The sequence below is a fragment of the Actinoplanes sp. NPDC051405 genome (genome assembly GCF_055586185.1).
In genome coordinates this window covers 35,748-54,486 of sequence record NZ_JBVJIR010000011.1, presented here as the reverse complement: position 1 = coordinate 54,486, position 18,739 = coordinate 35,748, and the positions used below count along the sequence as shown (strand labels likewise).

18 protein-coding genes are annotated in these 18,739 nt (G+C 71.2%); 11 read left to right on the top strand and 7 right to left on the bottom strand.

Features of this window, described 5'->3' with window-relative positions:
- Window positions 1-941: 941 nt before the first annotated feature.
- Window positions 942-3,644, top strand: a complete 2,703-nt coding sequence (locus ACZ6S4_RS23540) for a winged helix-turn-helix domain-containing protein (RefSeq protein WP_465476975.1) — start codon at window positions 942-944, stop codon at window positions 3,642-3,644.
- A gap of 61 nt (window positions 3,645-3,705) precedes the next feature.
- Here the strand turns inward: ACZ6S4_RS23540 and ACZ6S4_RS23535 are convergent, their stop codons facing one another.
- Window positions 3,706-4,209, bottom strand: a complete 504-nt coding sequence (locus tag ACZ6S4_RS23535) for a phospholipase (RefSeq protein WP_465476974.1) — start codon at window positions 4,207-4,209, stop codon at window positions 3,706-3,708.
- Window positions 4,210-4,396: 187 nt separating this feature from the next.
- Here ACZ6S4_RS23535 and ACZ6S4_RS23530 point away from each other — a divergent pair, with 187 nt between their 5' ends.
- A complete protein-coding gene (locus ACZ6S4_RS23530) occupies window positions 4,397-5,413 on the top strand; it encodes a potassium channel family protein (protein WP_465476973.1) in 1,017 nt (338 codons plus the stop codon).
- Between the two features lie 54 nt (window positions 5,414-5,467).
- On the opposite strand, the gene ACZ6S4_RS23525 is transcribed toward ACZ6S4_RS23530, so the two are convergent.
- Window positions 5,468-6,514 carry a 2-oxoacid:ferredoxin oxidoreductase subunit beta gene (locus tag ACZ6S4_RS23525; RefSeq protein ID WP_465476972.1) on the bottom strand — a complete coding sequence of 349 codons (1,047 nt, stop codon included), beginning with the start codon at window positions 6,512-6,514 and terminating at the stop codon, window positions 5,468-5,470.
- Entirely contained in the window at window positions 6,507-8,360 is a 1,854-nt protein-coding gene (locus ACZ6S4_RS23520; protein WP_465476971.1) for a 2-oxoacid:acceptor oxidoreductase subunit alpha, read from the bottom strand. The genes ACZ6S4_RS23525 and ACZ6S4_RS23520 overlap by 8 nt, the downstream gene beginning before the upstream one ends.
- 199 nt (window positions 8,361-8,559) lie before the next feature.
- Here ACZ6S4_RS23520 and ndhC point away from each other — a divergent pair, with 199 nt between their 5' ends.
- From ndhC to ACZ6S4_RS23495, 5 genes are all read left to right on the top strand, one after another.
- On the top strand, window positions 8,560-8,937 hold the full coding sequence (gene ndhC / locus ACZ6S4_RS23515; RefSeq protein ID WP_451909738.1) for an NADH-quinone oxidoreductase subunit A: 378 nt from the start codon (window positions 8,560-8,562) through the stop codon (window positions 8,935-8,937).
- 84 nt (window positions 8,938-9,021) lie between these two features.
- Window positions 9,022-9,546, top strand: coding sequence for a DivIVA domain-containing protein (locus ACZ6S4_RS23510; protein ID WP_451909739.1), 525 nt, complete (start codon window positions 9,022-9,024; stop codon window positions 9,544-9,546).
- A complete protein-coding gene (locus ACZ6S4_RS23505; protein ID WP_465476970.1) occupies window positions 9,543-10,040 on the top strand; it encodes an SRPBCC family protein in 498 nt (165 codons plus the stop codon). Before ACZ6S4_RS23510 ends, ACZ6S4_RS23505 begins: the two co-directional genes overlap by 4 nt.
- A gap of 33 nt (window positions 10,041-10,073) precedes the next feature.
- Window positions 10,074-10,664, top strand: a complete 591-nt coding sequence (locus ACZ6S4_RS23500; RefSeq protein WP_465476969.1) for a DNA-3-methyladenine glycosylase I — start codon at window positions 10,074-10,076, stop codon at window positions 10,662-10,664.
- A 291-nt stretch (window positions 10,665-10,955) separates the two neighbouring features.
- Window positions 10,956-11,513, top strand: a complete 558-nt coding sequence (locus tag ACZ6S4_RS23495) for a hypothetical protein (RefSeq protein WP_465476968.1) — start codon at window positions 10,956-10,958, stop codon at window positions 11,511-11,513.
- A gap of 66 nt (window positions 11,514-11,579) precedes the next feature.
- On the opposite strand, the gene ACZ6S4_RS23490 is transcribed toward ACZ6S4_RS23495, so the two are convergent.
- The 3 genes from ACZ6S4_RS23490 to ACZ6S4_RS23480 all read right to left on the bottom strand — a co-directional run bounded on the left by ACZ6S4_RS23490 (window position 11,580) and on the right by ACZ6S4_RS23480 (window position 14,148).
- Window positions 11,580-12,377 (bottom strand): S1 family peptidase, encoded by a 798-nt coding sequence (locus ACZ6S4_RS23490; protein WP_465476967.1) that lies wholly within the window; start codon window positions 12,375-12,377, stop codon window positions 11,580-11,582.
- Window positions 12,378-12,505: 128 nt separating this feature from the next.
- Window positions 12,506-13,306 (bottom strand): enoyl-CoA hydratase-related protein, encoded by an 801-nt coding sequence (locus tag ACZ6S4_RS23485; RefSeq protein WP_465476966.1) that lies wholly within the window; start codon window positions 13,304-13,306, stop codon window positions 12,506-12,508.
- Window positions 13,307-13,335: 29 nt separating this feature from the next.
- On the bottom strand, window positions 13,336-14,148 hold the full coding sequence (locus ACZ6S4_RS23480; protein WP_465476965.1) for a PaaX family transcriptional regulator: 813 nt from the start codon (window positions 14,146-14,148) through the stop codon (window positions 13,336-13,338).
- Window positions 14,149-14,440: 292 nt separating this feature from the next.
- Between ACZ6S4_RS23480 and ACZ6S4_RS23475 the strand changes: the two genes are divergently transcribed.
- Window positions 14,441-14,608, top strand: coding sequence for a DUF3117 domain-containing protein (locus tag ACZ6S4_RS23475; protein WP_015625691.1), 168 nt, complete (start codon window positions 14,441-14,443; stop codon window positions 14,606-14,608).
- 76 nt (window positions 14,609-14,684) lie between these two features.
- On the top strand, window positions 14,685-16,121 hold the full coding sequence (locus ACZ6S4_RS23470; protein ID WP_465476964.1) for a leucyl aminopeptidase family protein: 1,437 nt from the start codon (window positions 14,685-14,687) through the stop codon (window positions 16,119-16,121).
- On the opposite strand, the gene ACZ6S4_RS23465 is transcribed toward ACZ6S4_RS23470, so the two are convergent.
- Window positions 16,111-16,719: an O-methyltransferase gene (locus ACZ6S4_RS23465; protein WP_360822922.1), complete on the bottom strand. Its 609-nt coding sequence runs from the start codon at window positions 16,717-16,719 to the stop codon at window positions 16,111-16,113. The two genes, ACZ6S4_RS23470 and ACZ6S4_RS23465, sit on opposite strands and share 11 nt — an antisense overlap.
- Before the next feature lie 260 nt (window positions 16,720-16,979).
- Between ACZ6S4_RS23465 and ACZ6S4_RS23460 the strand changes: the two genes are divergently transcribed.
- Window positions 16,980-18,245, top strand: coding sequence for a S1C family serine protease (locus ACZ6S4_RS23460; protein ID WP_465476963.1), 1,266 nt, complete (start codon window positions 16,980-16,982; stop codon window positions 18,243-18,245).
- A 79-nt stretch (window positions 18,246-18,324) separates the two neighbouring features.
- A complete protein-coding gene (locus tag ACZ6S4_RS23455; protein ID WP_465476962.1) occupies window positions 18,325-18,738 on the top strand; it encodes a twin-arginine translocase TatA/TatE family subunit in 414 nt (137 codons plus the stop codon).
- Window position 18,739: the final 1 nt, after the last annotated feature.

Here is an 18,739-nt window from a genome sequence, read left to right as displayed (position 1 = left end):
GGTCGATCGGCTGCCTTCGGCGGTTCACGACGTGGGTGGTCGATCGGCTGCCTTCGGCGGTTCACGACGTGGGTGGTCGATCGGCTGCCTTCGGCGGATCACGACCTGGGTGGTCGACCGGAACCAACGCCAGGCGCACCCTGACCGGCCGCCCGCGACGGATCCAAAAACCTGCTTGACCCGACCGGCCAAACACCGAGACGGCCGGACCGGCTGTCCGCACTGAACCACGCCGCACTGAAACCACGACCAACGCGGCCTGACCGGCCACCCGCGCCGGAATCACCATCCGAGCAGCCGCTACCGGCAGCCTGTGCGGGAACCACCACCCAGGAAGGCCCGACCGGCTCCCTGCGCCTGATTCACAAACCAACCGGTCTCGCCCGACCCGAACCCACCGCCCGACCCGGACAGAACGTCCGGCACGCCGCCGCCTGCACCGGCGACCCGCCAACCACCCAAAACCCAGAAAGCTCAACTACGGCGCAAAACCCGAGTGGCCACATCCCCAGGCCCACGGCCCCGCTCCAGTGACCCGGCCCTAAATGAGGCAGGCGCAGCCGAGCCCAACACCTATTTCCAACCCGAGGTATCACCGAGCCCCACGCCGACATCTGCTATTTCAGTCGACTGTGGCCGGTCCCGCGGCGTAACACTGTGGTGATCGTCGGGTGACCTCATGGAGTCGCACAAAGGGCTACTCCTGCGGGGCCGTCCGAACGGGTCGGTGGAATTGACCGACCGCGGCGCAACCAGAACGTGAACCTCGTCGTTACGTCACGCGTAGTGCCGTGCGTGACCGTCGATGACCCCCACCGTGGGTCGCCCTTGCGGGGTCGGCCGTGGCGGGAGGGCGGTTACCGACCGTTCCTACGATGTGCCGTGTGATTGCGGTACGGCAGCATGAAGCGCGACTTCCCAAGGGGGCGGAGGTTCTCACCGTGGCGGTACGGACCGAGCTGCCGAGCGGGCTTGTGACCTTCATGTTTACGGACATCGAGGGGTCCACCCGGCTCGCCCGGATGCTCGGCGAAGGTTATGGCCGTGTGCTCAACGCCCATCGTGGCGTCGTGCGCGCAGCGCTGAGTAATTACGCCGGCGCCGAGCTTTTCACTGAGGGTGACTCTTTCTTCGTGGCGTTCCGGGACGCCGCCGCCGCCGTCTCTGCCTGTGTGGCCGCCCAGCGTGCACTCGCCGCGTACCCGTGGCCGAGTGCCGACGCGGCGCCGCGCGTTCGGATGGGCCTGCACACCGGTTGGGCCGTTCCGGTCGCCGGTGAGTACACGAGCGCCGAGGTGCATCGCGCCGCTCGCGTTGCCGCGGCTGCGCACGGTGGTCAGGTGCTCTGCTCCGAGGCGACCGCGCTCGCCGTTTCCACCTGGTCGTCCGACCTGGTTCCCAGCAATGCGGAGCTCGTGGGTGTGGGGGCCGGCGGGGTACGCCAGCATGACCGCGAACACCGGGCGACCCGGGCACCGCTGATCGACAGCGTCGACCTGCTGGACCTGGGCCCGTTCCGGTTGCGTGGCTTCGACGACGCCGAGCGGCTCTTCCAGCTGGTCGCTCCCGGGCTCGAACGTGACTTCCCCCGGCCGCGCACTCCCGGCGCGCCTGTGGACAACCTGCCGGCCGCCGTCACTCCGTTCGTCGGGCGGCAGAGTGAGATCGCCGAGCTCAAGGGACTCATCTCCACCCATCGCCTGGTCACCGTGGCCGGGGCGGGCGGGGCCGGTAAGAGCCGGCTCGCCGTGGCCGTCGCTGAGGAGCTGCGCGCGGCGTACCCGGATGGCATCTGGCTTGTCGATCTCGCCGAGGAGCATCCGGCCGAGGCGCTGGCCGCCGCGATGGGTGTCCGGCGTGAGCCGGCCCGTCCCCTGCTCGACAGTCTCATCGAGCGTTGCGCCGAGGGCCGGATCCTGCTGATCCTCGACACCTGCGAGGCCCGGCACCACGCCGCGCGGGAGCTGGTGCGCCGGCTGCTGGCCAGTTGCCGGCGGCTGGACGTCCTCGCCACCTCGCGCACGTCGCTGGGCGTACCCGGGGAACTGGTCTGGCGGATCCCGCGGCTCGCGCCGGCCGACGGGGCTGCTCTGCTGGCTGCCCGGGCCGTCGCGGCGCGGGGCGGCCGGCCCGGTCCGGCCGGGGAGGCCGCCGACCTGGCCCGGATCGCGGCGAAGCTGGACGGCGCGCCGCTGGCCATCGAGCTGGCCGCCGACCGGCTGCGGCTGCTGTCCGCGGCCCAGCTCACCGCCCGCCTCGACGATCCGATCGCCGCGCTCGACGCCGGCCGGTCCGAGCCCGGCCGGCACGGCAGCCTGACGAGCAACCTCGACTGGTCGTACCGCGGCCTCAGCGACGGCGCCGCCGGGCTGCTGCGCCGGCTGGCCGTCTTCGCCGGCCCGGTCGAGCTCGGCACTGTGGAGTGGTCCGGCGAGGACGCCTTCGGCGCCCTGTCGGAGCTGGCCGACCGGTCCCTCGTCGAGGTCGTCGCCGGGCCGCGCTACCAGATGTCCGAGCAGGTCCGGGCGTACGCGACCCGCCGGCTCGCCGCCGCGGGGGAGGAACAGACCACCCGGGACCGGCACGTCGACTGGTCGTTGCACACCCTCGACGGTGTCGCTGTCGACACCGACGGGCAGCCGCGGACCGTCTCCCTCACCGAGCTCGCGCCGTACGTGCAGGAGTGGCAGGCCGCACTGCGCTGGTCCGCCACCGGTGGCAGTGTCCGGGCCGGGCTGCGGCTCGCCGGTGCGCTGGCTCCGTGGTGGCGCGAGCACGGCCGGGCCCGCGACGGACGGGACCTGCTCTTCCGGCTCTACCGGCGGATCGACGGTGAGCGCACCGAGCAGGGCGAGCGGATCGACCCGGTCGAGCTGGCCTCCGCGTACCTGGTCCATGCCGGACTCGCCGACGACCGGGAGGAACGCACCCGCTTCCTGGACCGGGCCGAGGACATCGCCCGCCGGGTGGGTCACCCGGCGCTGCTGGTCCGGGCCCTCTCCGGGCAGCGGCTCTCGCTCGTGGAGGCCGGCCGGACGGTCGAGGCCGAGCAGGTGTGCCGCGACGTCATCACCCGGGCCGAACGCAGCGGGGTGCCGGCTGCCGCCCTGCCCGCGGTGGTCACCCTCGCCGAGTTGCTGTGGCGGCGTGACGCCCTGGACGAGGCTGCGGAGTTGCTCGGTAGTGCCCGCCAGCTGGAGGCGGGACGGCCGGAGGACCGTGGCCGCCGTACCGTCGATTGGTTGCTCGGGATGGTGGCCCTGCGCCGCCGCGACCTGGTCGCCGCGCACGACCACCTGGTCGTCGCCCTGCGGTCGCGGTTGCGGCACGGCTTCCGGGGCGCCGCCGCGGACGCCGTCGCGGCCATCGCCGTGCGGTGTGCCGTCGGCGGCGACCCCGCCACCGCGACTGTCCTGTTCGGGGGCGCGGAGTCGGTGCGGGGGGCGTGCCGGGCGACCCAGTTCGGTGGCTTCTGGTCCGGGCAGCAGGCCGCGCTGAGGCGGATCCTCGGCGACGCGGCTTTCGACGCGGCCTACGCCGAGGGGGCGGAGATCGGCTTCGGCCGGGCCGTCGCGATGGCGCTGGCCGTCGAGCATCCGGACCTCGAACACGGCTCGGCCCGCTTCGCCCAGACCCTGGGCTGACCGGCCATGTTCTGACCCCACCCCCGGGCCGGCCGCACCGGCCGGCCCGGGGCCAGACCGGCTATTCGACCAGCTCGCGGGCCCGGTCGATGTCGGACGGGTTGACGGCCTCGAGCGATCCGAAGATGCTCACGGCCTGGTAATAGGTCCAGGCCAGGCTGTAGCAGGCCGGCCGGGTCACCGTGCTGTAGGTGGCGCACTTGCGCTTGAGGTCGGCGTAGAACATGTCGTCCAGCCGGTCCTTGTTGGCCGGGAACGCGCCCAGGTCCTTGTAGTTGCGGTAGCCGAAGTCGTGGCGCCAGCACGACAGTGAGAAGTTGAAGCCGAGCGGGTTGTCCGGGCTGGACGAGCAGTAGTCGGTGGTCCAGTCGAAGCCGTAGCCGGCCCAGGGGTCGCGGTTGAGCCGGGCGTCGTTCCAGGCGGTGCTGCTCGACGCGGCGGTCTGGGTCCAGCGGGAGAGGACGGTGGCTTTGCTGTCCGCGGCGGCCGAGGCCGCCACGGAGGGAGCCAGCAGGGCCAGTGCAGAGATCAGGACGACGAGGGTACGGCGGACGGACCGTTTCATCGAAACCTCCAGCGGTAGGCCGCCAGTCTTGGATCGACAGCTTTCTAGATACAAGACGATCAATGGAGTTTTCCTTAACGATGCCTCAACTTACCGGTGGGTATTCCGCGGCGGGCCTGTCATGTGCTGTCCTGAAATGCGGTGTGGGACCCGGCCGCTATGGTGTGAACGTGCAGGCGGCCGTTCAGTGATCCGATTACCTCTGGTCCGACAGGGACCACTGCGAGCGCTCGCCGTGCGGGTGGCCGCGGGCTTCACCATCGTGCTGCTCACCGTGCTGGTGATCTACATCGACCGCGACGGCTACCGCGACCTCAACGAGGACGGGCTGACCCTGCTCGACTGCTTCTACTATGCGGTCGTGTCGCTCTCCACCACCGGCTACGGCGACATCACCCCGGTCACGCCCGACGCGCGCCTCGTCAACATCGTGTTCATCACCCCGGCGCGCGTGCTGTTCCTGATCATCCTGGTCGGCACGACCCTCGAGGTGCTCACGGACCAGTACCGCAAGAACATCAGGGTCACCCGGTGGAGGCGCAAGTTGAAGGACCACATCATCGTCTGCGGCTACGGCACCAAGGGCCGGGCCGCGGTCAGCGCGCTGCTGGAGACGGGCTACGACAAGTCCCGCATCGTCGTGGTCGAGAGCCGCGACGAGGCCCTGCGCCAGGCCGGGGCCAACGGGCTGGTCGCGATCGAGGGCAACGCCACCCGCTCGGCGGTCCTGCTCGAGGCGGACGTCAAGAACGCCAAGTCGGTCATCATCGCCACCGACAGCGACGAGGCCTCCGTCCTGATCACCCTCACGGTGCGGCAGCTGACGGCGGGCCAGGTGCGGATCATCGCGGCGGTCCGCGAGCAGGAGAACGCGGCCCTGCTCAAGCAGAGCGGCGCCCACCACGTCATCGTGTCGTCGTCGACCGCCGGCCGGCTGCTCGGCCTGACCACGACGACCCCGCCGCTGATCGACGTGGTCGAGGATCTGCTGACCCCCGGCCAGGGCATGGCCCTGGCGATGCGGTCCGCGGAGCGCGACGAGGTCGGCCGCAACCCGCGCGAGCTGCAGACGCTGGTGGTGGCCCTGATCCGCCGGGGCAAGGTGCTGCCGCTGGGCGGTCAGCAGTCGGTCACCATCGACACCGGGGACATGCTGATCTACATCCGGGACGAGGAGAACAGCGGCGTCGGCGTAGCCGTCTGACGCAGATCGGCCCAGGCCCGGAGGCCTGAGCCGATCTTGATGCGTGCGCCGGAGTTACAGGATGGTCCAGGTGTCGCCGGCGTTGAGCAGGTCGCTGAGCATCTCGTCCGGGGTGCCGGTCACCTGCGACTTGGCGTCTTCGAGCTGCTTCTGGATGAGCTCGTCGTAGGACGGGCGCTCGACGTTGCGGAACACGCCGATCGGGGTCGTGCCCAGGTCCGAGCCCGACAGCCGGCTCAGCGCGAACGCGTAGGCCGGGTCGTCGACGGTCGCGTCGTGCACGACCGGGGTCTCGCCGCCCAGCTCAGCGCTGTCACGCACCGACAGACCGAAAGCGCCGGCCGGGTGGACCACCGAATACTGACCCTGCGCGCCGAAGGTGATCGGCTGGCCCTGCTCCAGGCGGATCAGGTGGTCGTCGCGGGTGTTCGGGTCCTTGAGCACCTCGAACGCGCCGTCGTTGAAGATGTTGCAGTTCTGGTAGATCTCCACGAACGCCGAGCCCTCGTGCTGGGCCGCCGCCCGCAGCACCGACTGCAGGTGCTTACGGTCCGAGTCGATGGTGCGGGCCACGAACGTCGCCTCCGCGCCCAAGGCCAGCGACAGCGGGTTGAACGGCGAGTCCGCCGACCCGGCCGGCGTCGACTTGGTGATCTTGCCGAGCTCGGAGGTGGGTGAGTACTGGCCCTTGGTCAGGCCGTAGATCCGGTTGTTGAACAGCAGGATCTTCAGGTTGACGTTACGGCGCAGCGCGTGGATCAGGTGGTTCCCGCCGATGGACAGGGCGTCGCCGTCGCCGGTGACGACCCATACCGACAGGTCCGGACGCGAGGCGGACAGCCCGGTCGCGATGGCCGGCGCGCGGCCGTGGATGGAGTGCATGCCGTAGGTGTTCATGTAGTACGGGAACCGCGACGAGCAGCCGATCCCGGACACGAACACGGTGTTCTCCCGGGCGATCCCCAGCTCGGGCATGAACTGCTGGACCGCGGCCAGGATGGCGTAGTCACCGCAGCCGGGACACCAGCGGACCTCCTGGTCGGACTTGAAGTCCTTCGCCGTGAGCTTCACCGGCGTCAACGGAATAGTGGGGCTAGCCATTCTTGACCACGTCCTCGAGCATGTTCTCCAGCGTCGCGGCCGTGAACGGCAGACCGCTGACCTGGTTGAAGGGAACCGCGTCGATCAGGTACCTGGCCCGGATGACGTGGGCGAGCTGGCCCAGGTTCATCTCCGGGATGACGACCTTGTCGAACCCGGCCAGGACTTCGCCGAGGTTCGCGGGCAGGGGTGCGAGGTGCCGTAGGTGGGCTTGGGCGATCGGCAGCCCGCGCTGGCGCAGGGCCCGGCAGGCCGCGCCGATCGGCCCGTACGTGGAGCCCCAGCCCAGCACCAGCACGCGGGAGTTCTCGTCCGGGTCTTCGACCTCGACGTCGGGGACCGGGATGTTCTCGATGCGCTCCGCGCGGGTGCGGACCATGAACTCGTGGTTGGCCGGGTCGTAGGAGATGTCGCCGGTCTTGTCGGCCTTCTCCAGCCCGCCGATGCGGTGCTCCAGACCCGGCGTGCCCGGGATGGCCCACGGCCGGGCCATGGTCTCCGGGTCCCGCAGGTACGGCAGGAACCGCCCGTCCTCGCCGTTCGGCTCGGTGGTGTAGGCGACCGAGATGTCCGGCAGGTCGTTGACGTCGGGCAGCAGCCACGGCTCGGAGCCGTTGGCCACGTAGTTGTCCGAGAGCAGGATCACCGGCGTGCGGTACTTCAGGGCGATCCGCGCCGCCTCGATCGCCGCGTGGAAGCAGTCCGACGGTGACTTCGGCGCGATCACCGCGAGCGGGGCCTCACCGTGGCGGCCGTACAGGGCCATGTTGAGGTCGGCCTGCTCGGTCTTGGTCGGCATGCCCGTCGACGGCCCGGCCCGCTGCACGTCGACGATGACCAGCGGCAACTCCAACGCGATGGCCAGGGAGATCGTCTCGCCCTTGAGCGCGACGCCGGGACCGGAGGTGGTGGTGACGCCCAGCGCGCCGCCGTACGAGGCACCCAGGGCGGCGCCGATCGCGGCGATCTCGTCCTCGGCCTGCATCGTGGTCACACCGAACCGCTTGTGCTTGGACAACTCGTGCAGGATGTCCGAGGCCGGGGTGATCGGATACGCGCCCAAGAAGACCGGCAGCTTGGCCCGCACGCCGGCGGCGACCAGGCCCAGCGCCAACGCGGCGTTGCCGGTGATGTTGCGGTAGGTGCCCGGCCGCATCTTGGCCGGCTTGACCTCGTAACGCACCGAGAAGTCCTCGGTCGTCTCCCCGAAGTTCCACCCCGCCTGGAACGCGGCCTTGTTCGCCGCGACCAGATCCGGGCGCTTGGCGAACTTGCGCTCCAGGAACCGGATCGTGGAGGCGAACGGGCGCGAGTACATCCAGCTCAGCAGGCCCAGGGCGAACATGTTCTTGGCCCGTTCGGCGTCCTTCTTCGCCACTCCGAGCTCGGCCAGCGCGCCGATGGTCATCGACGTCAACGCGACCGGGTGCAGGGCGAAACCGTCCAGCGAGCCGTCTTCGAGGGGGCTGACCGCATAGCCGACCTTGGCCAGGTTCCGCTTGGTGAACTCATCGGTGTTCACGATGATGTCCGCCCCCGGCGGCAGATCGCCCAGGTTCGCCTTCAACGCGGCCGGGTTCATCGCGACCAGCACGTTCGGCGCGTCACCGGGCGTGAGGATGTCGTAGTCGGCGAAGTGCACCTGGAAACTCGAGACGCCGGGCAGGGTGCCGGCCGGCGCGCGGATCTCCGCCGGGAAGTTCGGCAGTGTCGAGATGTCGTTGCCCAGCTGCGCGGTCTCCGAGGTGAACCGGTCACCGGTGAGCTGCATACCGTCACCGGAGTCCCCGGCGAACCGGATGACCACACGATCGAGCTGCTCGACACGCTTCGCGGGAGCGCCCACGTTCCAACCTCCTGAAGGAGCCGGCCGGCGGGTACGCACGTCGATGAGCCGGCCCGCAATAGTCACTTCCAGCCTACGTCGGCGCTCCTTACCGCGCCGGGGCGCGGGGCGTGTCCGACTTCAGACCGTTGACCACAGTAGCCAGGTAAGGCTTGCCTGAGCCACCCGAGTCCACTCTTCGGTTCGCTAGGCTGCGGCCGTGCAGGGGTATCTGGGTTCGTACGCCACGCTGGGGCTGGTGCTGGCCGCCGGCGTGCTGGTCTTCGTCGGCGCGTTCGGGGCGAACAGGCTGCTCAGGCCCGCCCATCCGGCCGAGCCCGCGGGCAAGCGGCTGACCTACGAGAGCGGCGTCGACCCGGTCGGCGGTGACTGGGCGCAGGCTCAGATCCGCTATTACGTGTACGCGTACCTCTATGTGCTCTTCGCCGTCGAGGCGGTCTTCCTCTTCCCGTGGGCGGTCGTCTTCGACCGCCCCGGATTCGGGTTGGTGACCGTGGCCGAGATGGGCGTCTTTGTGGCGGTTCTCGCGCTCGGCATCGTGTACGCCTGGCGCAAGAAGATCCTTACCTGGACCTGACGCCCCTCGATCCATTCGGGCGTTTGCGGCCCGGCGGGGTGGCGGGCTCGCACACCCGCAGCGGTTCGTGCCACGATCGTGCCCATGGGCCAGCTTCTCCTCTTCGTCGTCGTGGCGCTCGTCGTCGCGGCGATCGTCTTCGGTGTGACCGTCATGGTGAGCGGCGGCGACCCCGGCCTGACGCCGGTCGAGCCGGACGGCAAGTCCCTGCCGCTGCCCAGCGACCGTCCGCTCGGCGAGGAGGACGTGTTCCGGACCCGGTTCGACACCGCGTTCCGCGGCTACCGGATGTCCCAGGTCGACCAGGCGCTGCAGCGGGCCGCCTATGACATCGGTTACAAGGGCGAGCTGATCGGCGTGCTGGAGGCCGAGGTCGCCGCGCTGCGCGAGGGCCGTACGGCTGACGCGGACGTGCTGCGCCGGGCCCGCGAGGCCGCGATCGCCCCGCCGCCGCCGGAGCCGGTTGTGGTCCCTGATGTCACGCCGCCGGACGACAAGCCCGCACCCGCCGCTGCCCCTGCCGCTGCTCCCGCCGCCGCTGAGCCGGCCGCCGGGGAGAAGGCACCTGCCCGGCCGGCGGGTGACGAGGAACCGGCGGAGAGCCGGTGAGTGCGCCCGGGCCGGTCGACGGGCTCGGCGACGCCGCGACCCCCGGCACCGGTGAGGTCACCGCGACCGTCATCGTCAACGCGCCCGCGCCCCGGGTCTTCGCGGCGTTCACCAGCTGGGAACGGCAGTCCGAGTGGATCCCGTTCACCAAGGTGCGGGTGGTCGAGGGCGACGGCGGCGAGGGCAGCCTGATCGAGGCGATCACCGGGGTCGGCGGGGCCGGGCTGCGCGACGAGATGCGGGTGGTGCGGGTCGACGCGCCGTACGAGGTCCGCGTGGTGCACTGCGGCAACATCCTGCGCGGCCCCGGCGCGATGCGCTGCACGGCGATGGCCGGCGACCGTACCCAGGTCGTCATGCACGAGTGGTTCCACCTGCCCGGCGGTGCCGCGGCCAAGCTGGCCTGGCCGGTGATCTGGCCCGGCTCGAAGCTCAGCCTCAAGGGCGCGCTCAAGAAGTTCGGCCGCCTGGTCGAGCAGGGCCGCCTGCCCTGATTTCTGTCACACCGACCTCGTACGGTTTCCGGCATGACAGACGTGACCGACGCCGGCCTGGTCGTCGGGGCGGACGGCCGGGCCCGATGCGGATGGGGCGGCAGCACGCCCGACTACCTGCCCTACCACGACCTCGAGTGGGGCCGCCCGGTCCACGGTGACGACGCGCTGTTCGAGCGGATGACCCTGGAGGCGTTCCAGTCCGGGCTCTCCTGGATCACCATCCTGCGCAAACGCCCGGCCTTCCGGGCGGCCTTCGCGGGCTTCTCGATCCCGGCGGTGGCCGCGTTCTCCGAGGCCGACGCGACCCGGCTGATGGCGGACCCGGGCATCGTCCGCAACCGGATGAAGGTCGACGCGGCCCTGCACAACGCCCGGGTGGCCGCCGACCTGCCGGACGGCCTGGCCGCCCTCCTCTGGGCCTACGCGCCGCCGCCCCGGCCCCGCCCGGCGACCCGCGCGGACGTCCCGGCGATCACGCCGGAGTCGACAGCGCTGGCCAAGGAGCTGAAGAAGCGCGGTTTCAAGTTCGTCGGCCCGACGACGGCCTACGCCCTGATGCAGGCGACCGGCATGGTCGACGATCACCTCGCCGGCTGCTTCGTCCCTCCGGTCCGCCCCTGACCGCCGGGCTGCGCCCGGCGTGAGAGGTCTCCTGGCGGAATACCCGCAATCTGCGGCCACGGCCGTGCGGCGCCTCGTCGCCTTGATCAGCTCCGCACTTCATCAGCTTCGCGCTTGATCAGCGCGAGTGTGCGGCGCTCCGCCCGCCGCGCCATGCCCGAGGTCACGGCAGCCCCGTGCGGCCGTCAGCGGCCCGCTCAGGCCGTCGCGCCGACGCCTTCAGTGCCAGGCCCGTCACGCCCGTCCGAGCCTGCGCCGGGTGCTCCGCGCGCTCGTGATGTGATGGTGCGCATGGCGCAGTGGGCGGTGATCATTCCAGCGGATCGGTGGGCGACCGAGCGGTTGTTCCATCACGACACCCTGACCGTGGCGGGCCTGGCCGGCGTGCGGCCGGCGGCCGGTGACCGGGTCCTGCTGGTCGCGGACGAGCAGGCGCCGCAGGTGGTGGCGCTCGGGGTGGTCGACGGGGCGCCGGCCCGGCGGGGCGCGCACGGCGTGCCCGAGCTGGCCGTCACCTACACCCGGCGGTCCTTCGACGAGCCGGTGCCGGCCGGCGAGCTCAAGCTGGCCGAGCCGGTCGCCGAGATCGACGAGGAGCAGTACGAGCGGTTCGCCGTCCGGTTGAACTCCGGCCCGGACCGGCAGACCTGGCTGGTCAGCCTGGACCTGCCGATCGAGGCCGCCACCCCGGCGGAGGCGGTGCGGCAGTTCTGGTCGTACGTGCTGGAGCTGGGCCCGGCCGAGCTGCCGACGTTCGTCTCGCCGTCCGGCGACGAACTGGCCATGCAGGCGTTCGTGCTGGGTGAGCAGGCCAACCAGGATCCGGAAGAGGACGAGGACGACGACTGATCGGCGCACAGCGCAACGGGCCCGGAGCGGCAAGCTCCGGGCCCGTTCGCGTGTCTGTCCCGGAGATCAGCCGCCGAGGCTGGAGGCCGCCGAGGCGATCGTCGCGGCGAAGTAGCTCACCTGGGTGTAGACGCCGGGCTTGTTGCGCCGGGCGCAGCCGTCGCCCCAGCTGACGATGCCGACCTGGATCCAGGCGTTGGCCGAGTCGCGGCGGAACATCGGGCCGCCCGAGTCGCCCTGGCAGGTGTCCACGCCGCCGGCGGCGTAGCCCGCGCAGATCTCGTTGCTGGCGATGATCTGGCCGTTGTACATCGTGCTGGAGTTGCAGGTGGCGTCGCTGACGAACGGCACGGTCGCCTTGCGCATGTAGCGCTGCTGGCCGCCGCCCTCGGTCGCCGCACCCCAGCCGGCGATCGTGAACGTGCCCGAGTCGTACGCGGTGGTCTTGGCGATCGGCAGGGTCGCGAAGCCGGTCACCGGGCTGGCCAGGCGGATCAGCGCCCAGTCCTTGCCGTTGCCGTTGTAGCCGGGGGCCCGGTAGACGTAGTTCGACTTGCGGGTGACCTTGCTCGTCGACTGGAGGTCGACGACGCCGATCGTCGCGGTGATCGACGTGTTCGTGCCGGTGCCGCTCACGCAGTGGGCGGCCGTCAGCACCAGGGTCGGGCTGTAGAGCGCGCCGCCGCAGCCCATCGACAGCCGGACCATGAACGGGAACTCACCCTGCGTGGCCGTGGTGCCGCCGACGACCATGTCCGGGCCGTCGGGGGCGGCCGCCGCGGGCGACGACTGCATCAGGCTGCCCATCGCGGCCACTGTCAGAGCGGCTGCCGCCCCGCTCAGGATCCTGCGCCACCTTGCCATCCAGACCTCCCCAGCCCGAGATGCGCCCTGCGGCTGCACCTCATCTCGATGGGGGAAGTCAAACATTTAGCTGCATTGATGCGGGTATCCCGAAAGACTCATACCGTCGGCGGTACCTCGCCGAAGAATCACCGGCCCTCGAAGACCGGCTTCTCCTTCGCCACGAACGACGTCACCGCCGCCTGGTGGTCGGCCGTACGCCCGCAGATCGCCTGCGCCTGGGCCTCGGCGGCCAGGGCGTCGGAGAGCGAGCCGGCCGTACCGATGGAGAGCTCGCGCTTGATGGCCGCGTACGCCACCGTGGGGCCGGCGGCGAGCCGGGCGGCCAGCTCCTGCGCGGTCGGCAGCACCTGCTCGTCGTCGGTGACGAGCTGGGTGAGCAGGCCGTAGTCGAAGCTCTCCTGGGCGCGTACCGGCTGGGCCAGCAGCAGCAGCTCCAGCGCCCGGGCCCGGCCCACGATGTGCGGCAGCGACCAGCTCACCCCGGTGTCGCCGGCCAGGCCGACGTTGGCGAAGGCCATCAGGAAGGTGGTGCGCGGGCCGCCGATGCGGAAGTCGGCCAGCAGCGCCAGCGACGCGCCGGCCCCGGCCGCCGTGCCCCCGACCGCCGCGACCACCGGCTTGGGCAGGCTGGCCAGCCGCTGCGCGATCGGGTTGTAGTGCTGCCGCACGGTGTCCAGCTCGGTGGCGCCCTTGTCCAGGTCGCGGGCGTGCTCGCGGAGGTCCTGGCCCACACAAAAGGCCTTGCCCGCCCCGGCCAGCACGACCGCCCGGATGGACCGGTCGGTCTCGATCGACGCCAGCGTGTCCCGCAGGGCCTCCTTGAGGTCCACGTCGAGGGCGTTCATGGCGTCGGGCCGGTTCAGAGTGAGGGTGACGACAGCATCGGTGCGGTCGACAAGCAAGGAATCGGTCTTCAGTCCGCTCATGGGCGGCGGGTGGGGCGGTTGGATGGCGGTCATGGTTCTGAGAATCCCACACGTCCGCCGCGTGACACTGACGCCAGGCACCTCTCCACGTAGCGGTCGGCGGCCGGCCGCAACCGGGCGGCGTGCCGGTCGAAGAACGTCGCCGCGCTGGCGCCGGGCCAGCGGGCGGGCAGCAGGGCGGGGGGCAGCTGCGGGTCGCGGAACAGGAACGAGCGCCAGGCGTGCACGAGCTGGAAGCGGGCCGCGTACGCCTCCTCGTCGGAACTGCGGGCGTTGACCGCCGTGACGATCGGGCGCTGGGTGGCGATGAAGTCCTCGTACGCCCGGCCGATCTCGGTGAGGTCCCAGGCGCGTCCGACCACCTCGGCCGCTCCCGGTGAGCCGGCCGCGTGGCTGGCGCTGAACCGCTCGTACCCGACGCCGGCATCGGCCAGGACCGTGTCCACCTCGTCGGTGGCGCGTGGGGCGACCCAGGCCAACTCGCCCAACATGCCGTACCCCAGAAAAGTCAGTCGTTTTGCTTCGCGGCGCGGGACCGGGGCATGCGTGAGGACGAGATCGAAGCGTCCGTCCCAGCCGTTGCGGCCGGTCCGGTAGATCCGGGCCGCCGCCTCGTCGAGTCGGCGCGCGGCTTTCGGGGTGAGTAGATAGCCCGGGCCGGAAACCAGTCGCATAGGGTGCAACCAGCCCTGACGCACCATCCGGGAGACCGCGGTGCGGACCGCGGGCGGGGCGATGCCGACCGGAGCGAGCAGTTTGACGAGGGCGGCGACCGGCGCGCGGCCGCCTCTCGGGCGCAGATAGTCGCCGTAGAGGTCGAAGAGTGCCGACCGCGCCTGCATGACCGCACATTGTGACAGCCCGAAAGGCGATATGCTAGACGCTGTCACATCAGCCCGGGCTGGGTTTGGGTTCGCCGGTGTTCATCAGGGAAAATGTTTGATCGGCACGGTGGGCCACGTCGCGTGACGTCGGGCGGGGCTCGCAGCGCTGCGGTCTCGGGTCGGTCCAGCGGGGGCGACTCCGCCGGTCGGATACGAGGTACGGCGCACCGTGGGGCTGAGCACGGCGCGTTGACGAAGTGGCTGTGGGGTAACCCACCGCGACCCTGATGTAGGTCTGAGGGGAGACAAGATGGCGGCGATGAAGCCGCGGACGGGCGATGGTCCGCTGGAGGTCACCAAGGAAGGGCGCGGGATCGTCATGCGCGTCCCGCTGGAGGGTGGTGGCCGTCTCGTCGTTGAGATGACTCCGGACGAGGCCAACGCGCTTGGTGACGCGTTGAAGGCGATCGCCGGCTGACGTTTCACGTGGCCCGCCGGTACGGTACCTGCCGTACCGGCGGGCTTTCCACGTCTTGCGGAAAGGTCATCCTCCAGTGTTCGCGATCAGGCTGACGCCCGGACCCGCCGACGATTCCACCCGAGTGCTCGCGGTCGGCGCCGACGGCCGGCCGACGGGTGCCGACACCGTGGGCACCGAGCTGGAAGCCGAGGTCGTCGCCCTGCTGAGCAGCGCGGATGATCCCGGGCGACCCGGCGCGGTGCAGATGCTGCCGCGCCCGACGCGGCGACCCGCGAGAGTCCTGCTGGCCGGGGTCGGACCCGGTGACGAGGCCGGCTGGCGTGCCGCCGGCGCCGCGATCGCCCGAGCCGTACGCCCCGGGGAGCAGGTGCAGATCGAGCCGGGGCCCGGCGTCCCCGCCGAGTCGCTGCGCGGGCTGGCCGAGGGCCTCTGGTTCGGCTCCTACCGCTTCCGGGACGCCCCCACCGGGCCCCGGAGCATCGAGATCACCATCCGGGTCGACGACCCCGGCAGCTACGCCCAGAGCCTCGAGACGGCCCGGGTGACCGCCGCCGCGACCTGGCTCGCCCGCGACCTGGCCAACATGCCGGCCTCGGTGAAGAACCCCGCCTGGTTCGCCGCGCAGATCGTCGCCGAGGCGGCGACACGCCCGGGCCTGACGGTGACGGTCCGCGAGCCGGAGCAGCTCGCCGCGGAGGGCTTCGGCGGCATCCTGGCCGTCGGCGCCGGCTCCGCGAGCCCGCCCCGGCTGCTGGAGATGAGCTGGCAGCCGGCCACCGCGTCCCGACATGTGGTCCTCGTGGGCAAGGGAATCACCTTCGACACCGGCGGCATCTCGATCAAGAGCCGCGACGCCATGAAACTGATGAAAAAGGACATGAGCGGGGCCGCGGCCGTCGTCGCGGCCACCCTGGGTGCCGCCGATCTGCACCTTCCCGTACGCGTCACCGCGCTCGCGCCGCTGGCGGAAAACGCGATCAGCGGCTCGGCCTACCGGCCGGGCGACGTCATCACCCAGTACGACGGCACGACCTCCGAGAGCACCAACTCCGACGCCGAGGGCCGGCTGGTCCTGGCCGACGCCCTGGCGTACGCCGTGGCCGAGCTGAACCCGGACGTGCTGGTCGACCTGGCCACCCTGACCGGCGCGAACGCGGTCGCCCTGGGCAAGCGCACCGCGGCCCTGTACAGCCACAACGACGAGCTGGCCGCGGCGCTGGCGGCCGCCGGAGCCGCCGCGGGCGAGGCGATGTGGCGCCTGCCGCTGCCCGGCGACTACCTGGAATACCTGCACAGCGACATCGCCGACCGGCACAGCTCACCGGCGCGCGGCGCGGGCTCGGTGGTGGCGGCGCTTTTCCTGAGCGAGTTCCTGGGCGACCACCTGGACCGCTGGGCCCACCTCGACATGTCGGCACCCAGCTGGGCCGGCGAGGACGACGGCGACCTGACCAGCGGCGCCACCGGCTGGGGCGCCCGCACCTTGTTGCGGTGGTTAGCTAGCGCTTGACGGCGGTCAGCAGGCCGCCGCCGGCTGGGATCAGGGCCGGGATCCATTCCTCCGACTCGCGGACGGCCTTGACCGTCTCGCGGATCGTGATCGTGTCCACGTCGCGGGCCGAGGGGTCGCTGATCCGGCCGCCGGCCAGTGCGCCGTTGACCACCAGGATCCCGCCGCGGCGCAGCAGTCGCAGGGCGGCGTCGGCGCAGGCGCCGAACTCGGTGGCGTCCGCGTCCACGAAGATCAGGTCGTAGACGCCGTCCGCGAGGCGGGGCAGCACGTCCAGCGCGCGGCCGGTGATGATCCGGGTCCGCGACGCCGCGAAGCCCGCCTCCTGGAAGATCCTCCGGGCGATGCGCTGGTGCTCGTTCTCCACGTCGATCGTGGTCAGGACGCCGTCCGCGCGCATGCCGCGGAGCAGCCAGACGCCGCTCACGCCCGTACCGGTGCCGATCTCGACGACCGCCTTGGCGCTGCCCGCCGCGGCGAGCACGCTCAGCACGGACCCCGCGCCGGGGGAGACGGCCGCCAGGCCGACCTCGTGGGCGAGGTTGCGGGCGGTCTGCAGGACGATGTCCTCGGCGGCGTAGGCCTCGGTGAACTGCACCGACTGCGCGGTCGGGGCGCCGAACGATCGGGCTGCGGTGATGATGACGACCTCCGTCTGGAGAGAGGATGCGCGGTCCGGAACCGGTGCACATCGGGTATGAGCGTAGAGCGATGCTCACCCTTCGCGCACCGGGACTTCGGCGGCGGAAAGCGGCGGGCCCGGGCCCGGGGTCCCACTGACCGGATGATCTCCACCGATCCGTGTCATCCTGGATGCCGGAGCCCGGCGCTCCGGTACCGACCAGGGGAGGCACCGACGTGACCGACGGCTGGAACTGGCGCCAGCCTCAACCGCCGCCGTCCGCCACGCCTGGAGCGTCGGCCGGGTCGCCGTGGTGGTCCGACGCATTGACCGATCCGTGGCGGGATCCGTATGCACCGTCGGCGGTGGTCGTGCCCACCGTCCCGGTCAGCACCGGCCCGCAGCCCGAGCCCGTCGTCGACCCGGACGCGCCGCGCCGGTCGATCACCCCGGTCCTGCTCATCTGCCTGGTCACCGCGTTGCTGGCCGGAGGTCTCGGCGGCACGCTGGGCTTCGTGTTCGCCACCCGCAGCGGCGTCGGCGGCGGCACCCAGCTCGGCGGCACGCCGCTGGCGGCCCCCTCGGCTGCCCAGCGGGCTCCCGATTCGCTGGCCGGCGTGGCCAAGCAGGTGTTGCCCAGCGTGGTCACCGTCCGGGTCACCGGCGCGATCGGCTCGGGCTTCGTGATCTCCCCGGACGGCTATGTGGTGACCAACGACCACGTGGTCGAGGGTGCGAACGACTCCATGTCGGTGTCCTTCAGCGACGGCTCCACCGCCTCGGCGACCGTGGTCGGGCGGGACCCCGAATCGGACATCGCAGTGATCAAAGTCGCAAAGAAGAGTGTGACGGCTGTCTCACTTGGCGACTCGGACTCCATTGCCGTGGGTGACCCAGTGCTCGCTTTCGGTTCGCCGCTGGCTCTGGTCAACACCGTCACCTCCGGCATCGTGAGCGCGCTGGACCGCACCATCCAGGCCGGCGATCCGGGCGGCACGGTCCGCTACTACGCCGCCATCCAGACCGACGCGGCGGTCAACCAGGGCAACTCCGGTGGCCCGCTGGTCGACGCGGCCGGCCGGGTGGTCGGCATGAACTCGGTGATCCGGTCCGTCGGCGGCAGCGACACCGAGGCCGGCAACATCGGCCTGGCCTTCGCCATCCCGATCAACCAGGCCATGCGGGTCGCCCGCGAGATCATCGACCACGGCAAGGCCCGCCGCACGGTGATCGGCGCAGAGGTCTCCACCGGTGGCACGTCCGGCTCCGCGGGCTCGTCCGGGGCCCGGCTCCGCTCGGTCCAGCCCACCGGCCCGGCGGCCACGGCCGGGCTGAAGTCCGGCGACGTGATCACCAAGATCAACGGTCACCTGCTGGAGGACGGCACCGACCTGATCGCGCTGGTCCGCAAGTACGCCCCGGAATCGGTCGTCGCCGTGGAATACCGGCGCGGCACCAAGACCCAGACGGCCTCCGTGACCCTGGCGGCCGACGCGAAGTGAACCGTCCTCATGGGCGGGCAGCGCGGGCACAGAGTGCGTGCGTACTCTTGCTCAGGTACGCGACGAGGGAGGTCCGCGCGTGTTCGAGAACCTCAACTGGTGGGAGATCGGCGCCCTGCTGATGCTCGCGCTACTGATCTTCGGTGAGCGCCTGCCCAAGGTGATCGGCGACGGCCTGCGGATGCTGCGCGGCCTGCGGGCGATGGCCCAGAACGCCACCACCGACCTGAGCCGTGAGCTGGGCACCGACATCCAGCTGCAGGACCTGCACCCGAAGGCGTTCATCCGCAAGCATCTGCTGAGCGAGGACGACGAGCAGGCCATCCGCAAGCCGCTGCAGGGCCTCTTCGAGGACGTCAAGAGCGACCTGAACGGCGTGAAAGCGGACCTCGACGAGGTCGCCTCCGCCGCCGACCTGAAGGCGCAGAGCAACGGCGCCGCGGTGGAGAAGTCCACCCCGGCGCCGCGCAGATTCGATCTGGACGCTACCTAGG

Excerpts from the sequence above, each read along its gene's own strand:
- ACZ6S4_RS23480 (WP_465476965.1), bottom strand. The coding sequence starts at position 14,148 with ATGCAGGCGCGGTCGGCACTCTTCGACCTCTACGGCGACTATCTGCGC.
- ACZ6S4_RS23535 (WP_465476974.1), bottom strand. The coding sequence starts at position 4,209 with ATGAAACGGTCCGTCCGCCGTACCCTCGTCGTCCTGATCTCTGCACTG.
- ACZ6S4_RS23490 (WP_465476967.1), bottom strand. The coding sequence starts at position 12,377 with ATGGCAAGGTGGCGCAGGATCCTGAGCGGGGCGGCAGCCGCTCTGACA.
- ACZ6S4_RS23495 (WP_465476968.1), top strand. The coding sequence starts at position 10,956 with ATGGCGCAGTGGGCGGTGATCATTCCAGCGGATCGGTGGGCGACCGAG.
- ACZ6S4_RS23510 (WP_451909739.1), top strand. The coding sequence starts at position 9,022 with ATGGGCCAGCTTCTCCTCTTCGTCGTCGTGGCGCTCGTCGTCGCGGCG.
- ACZ6S4_RS23475 (WP_015625691.1), top strand. The coding sequence starts at position 14,441 with ATGGCGGCGATGAAGCCGCGGACGGGCGATGGTCCGCTGGAGGTCACC.
- ACZ6S4_RS23500 (WP_465476969.1), top strand. The coding sequence starts at position 10,074 with ATGACAGACGTGACCGACGCCGGCCTGGTCGTCGGGGCGGACGGCCGG.
- ACZ6S4_RS23525 (WP_465476972.1), bottom strand. The coding sequence starts at position 6,514 with ATGGCTAGCCCCACTATTCCGTTGACGCCGGTGAAGCTCACGGCGAAG.
- ACZ6S4_RS23485 (WP_465476966.1), bottom strand. The coding sequence starts at position 13,306 with ATGAGCGGACTGAAGACCGATTCCTTGCTTGTCGACCGCACCGATGCT.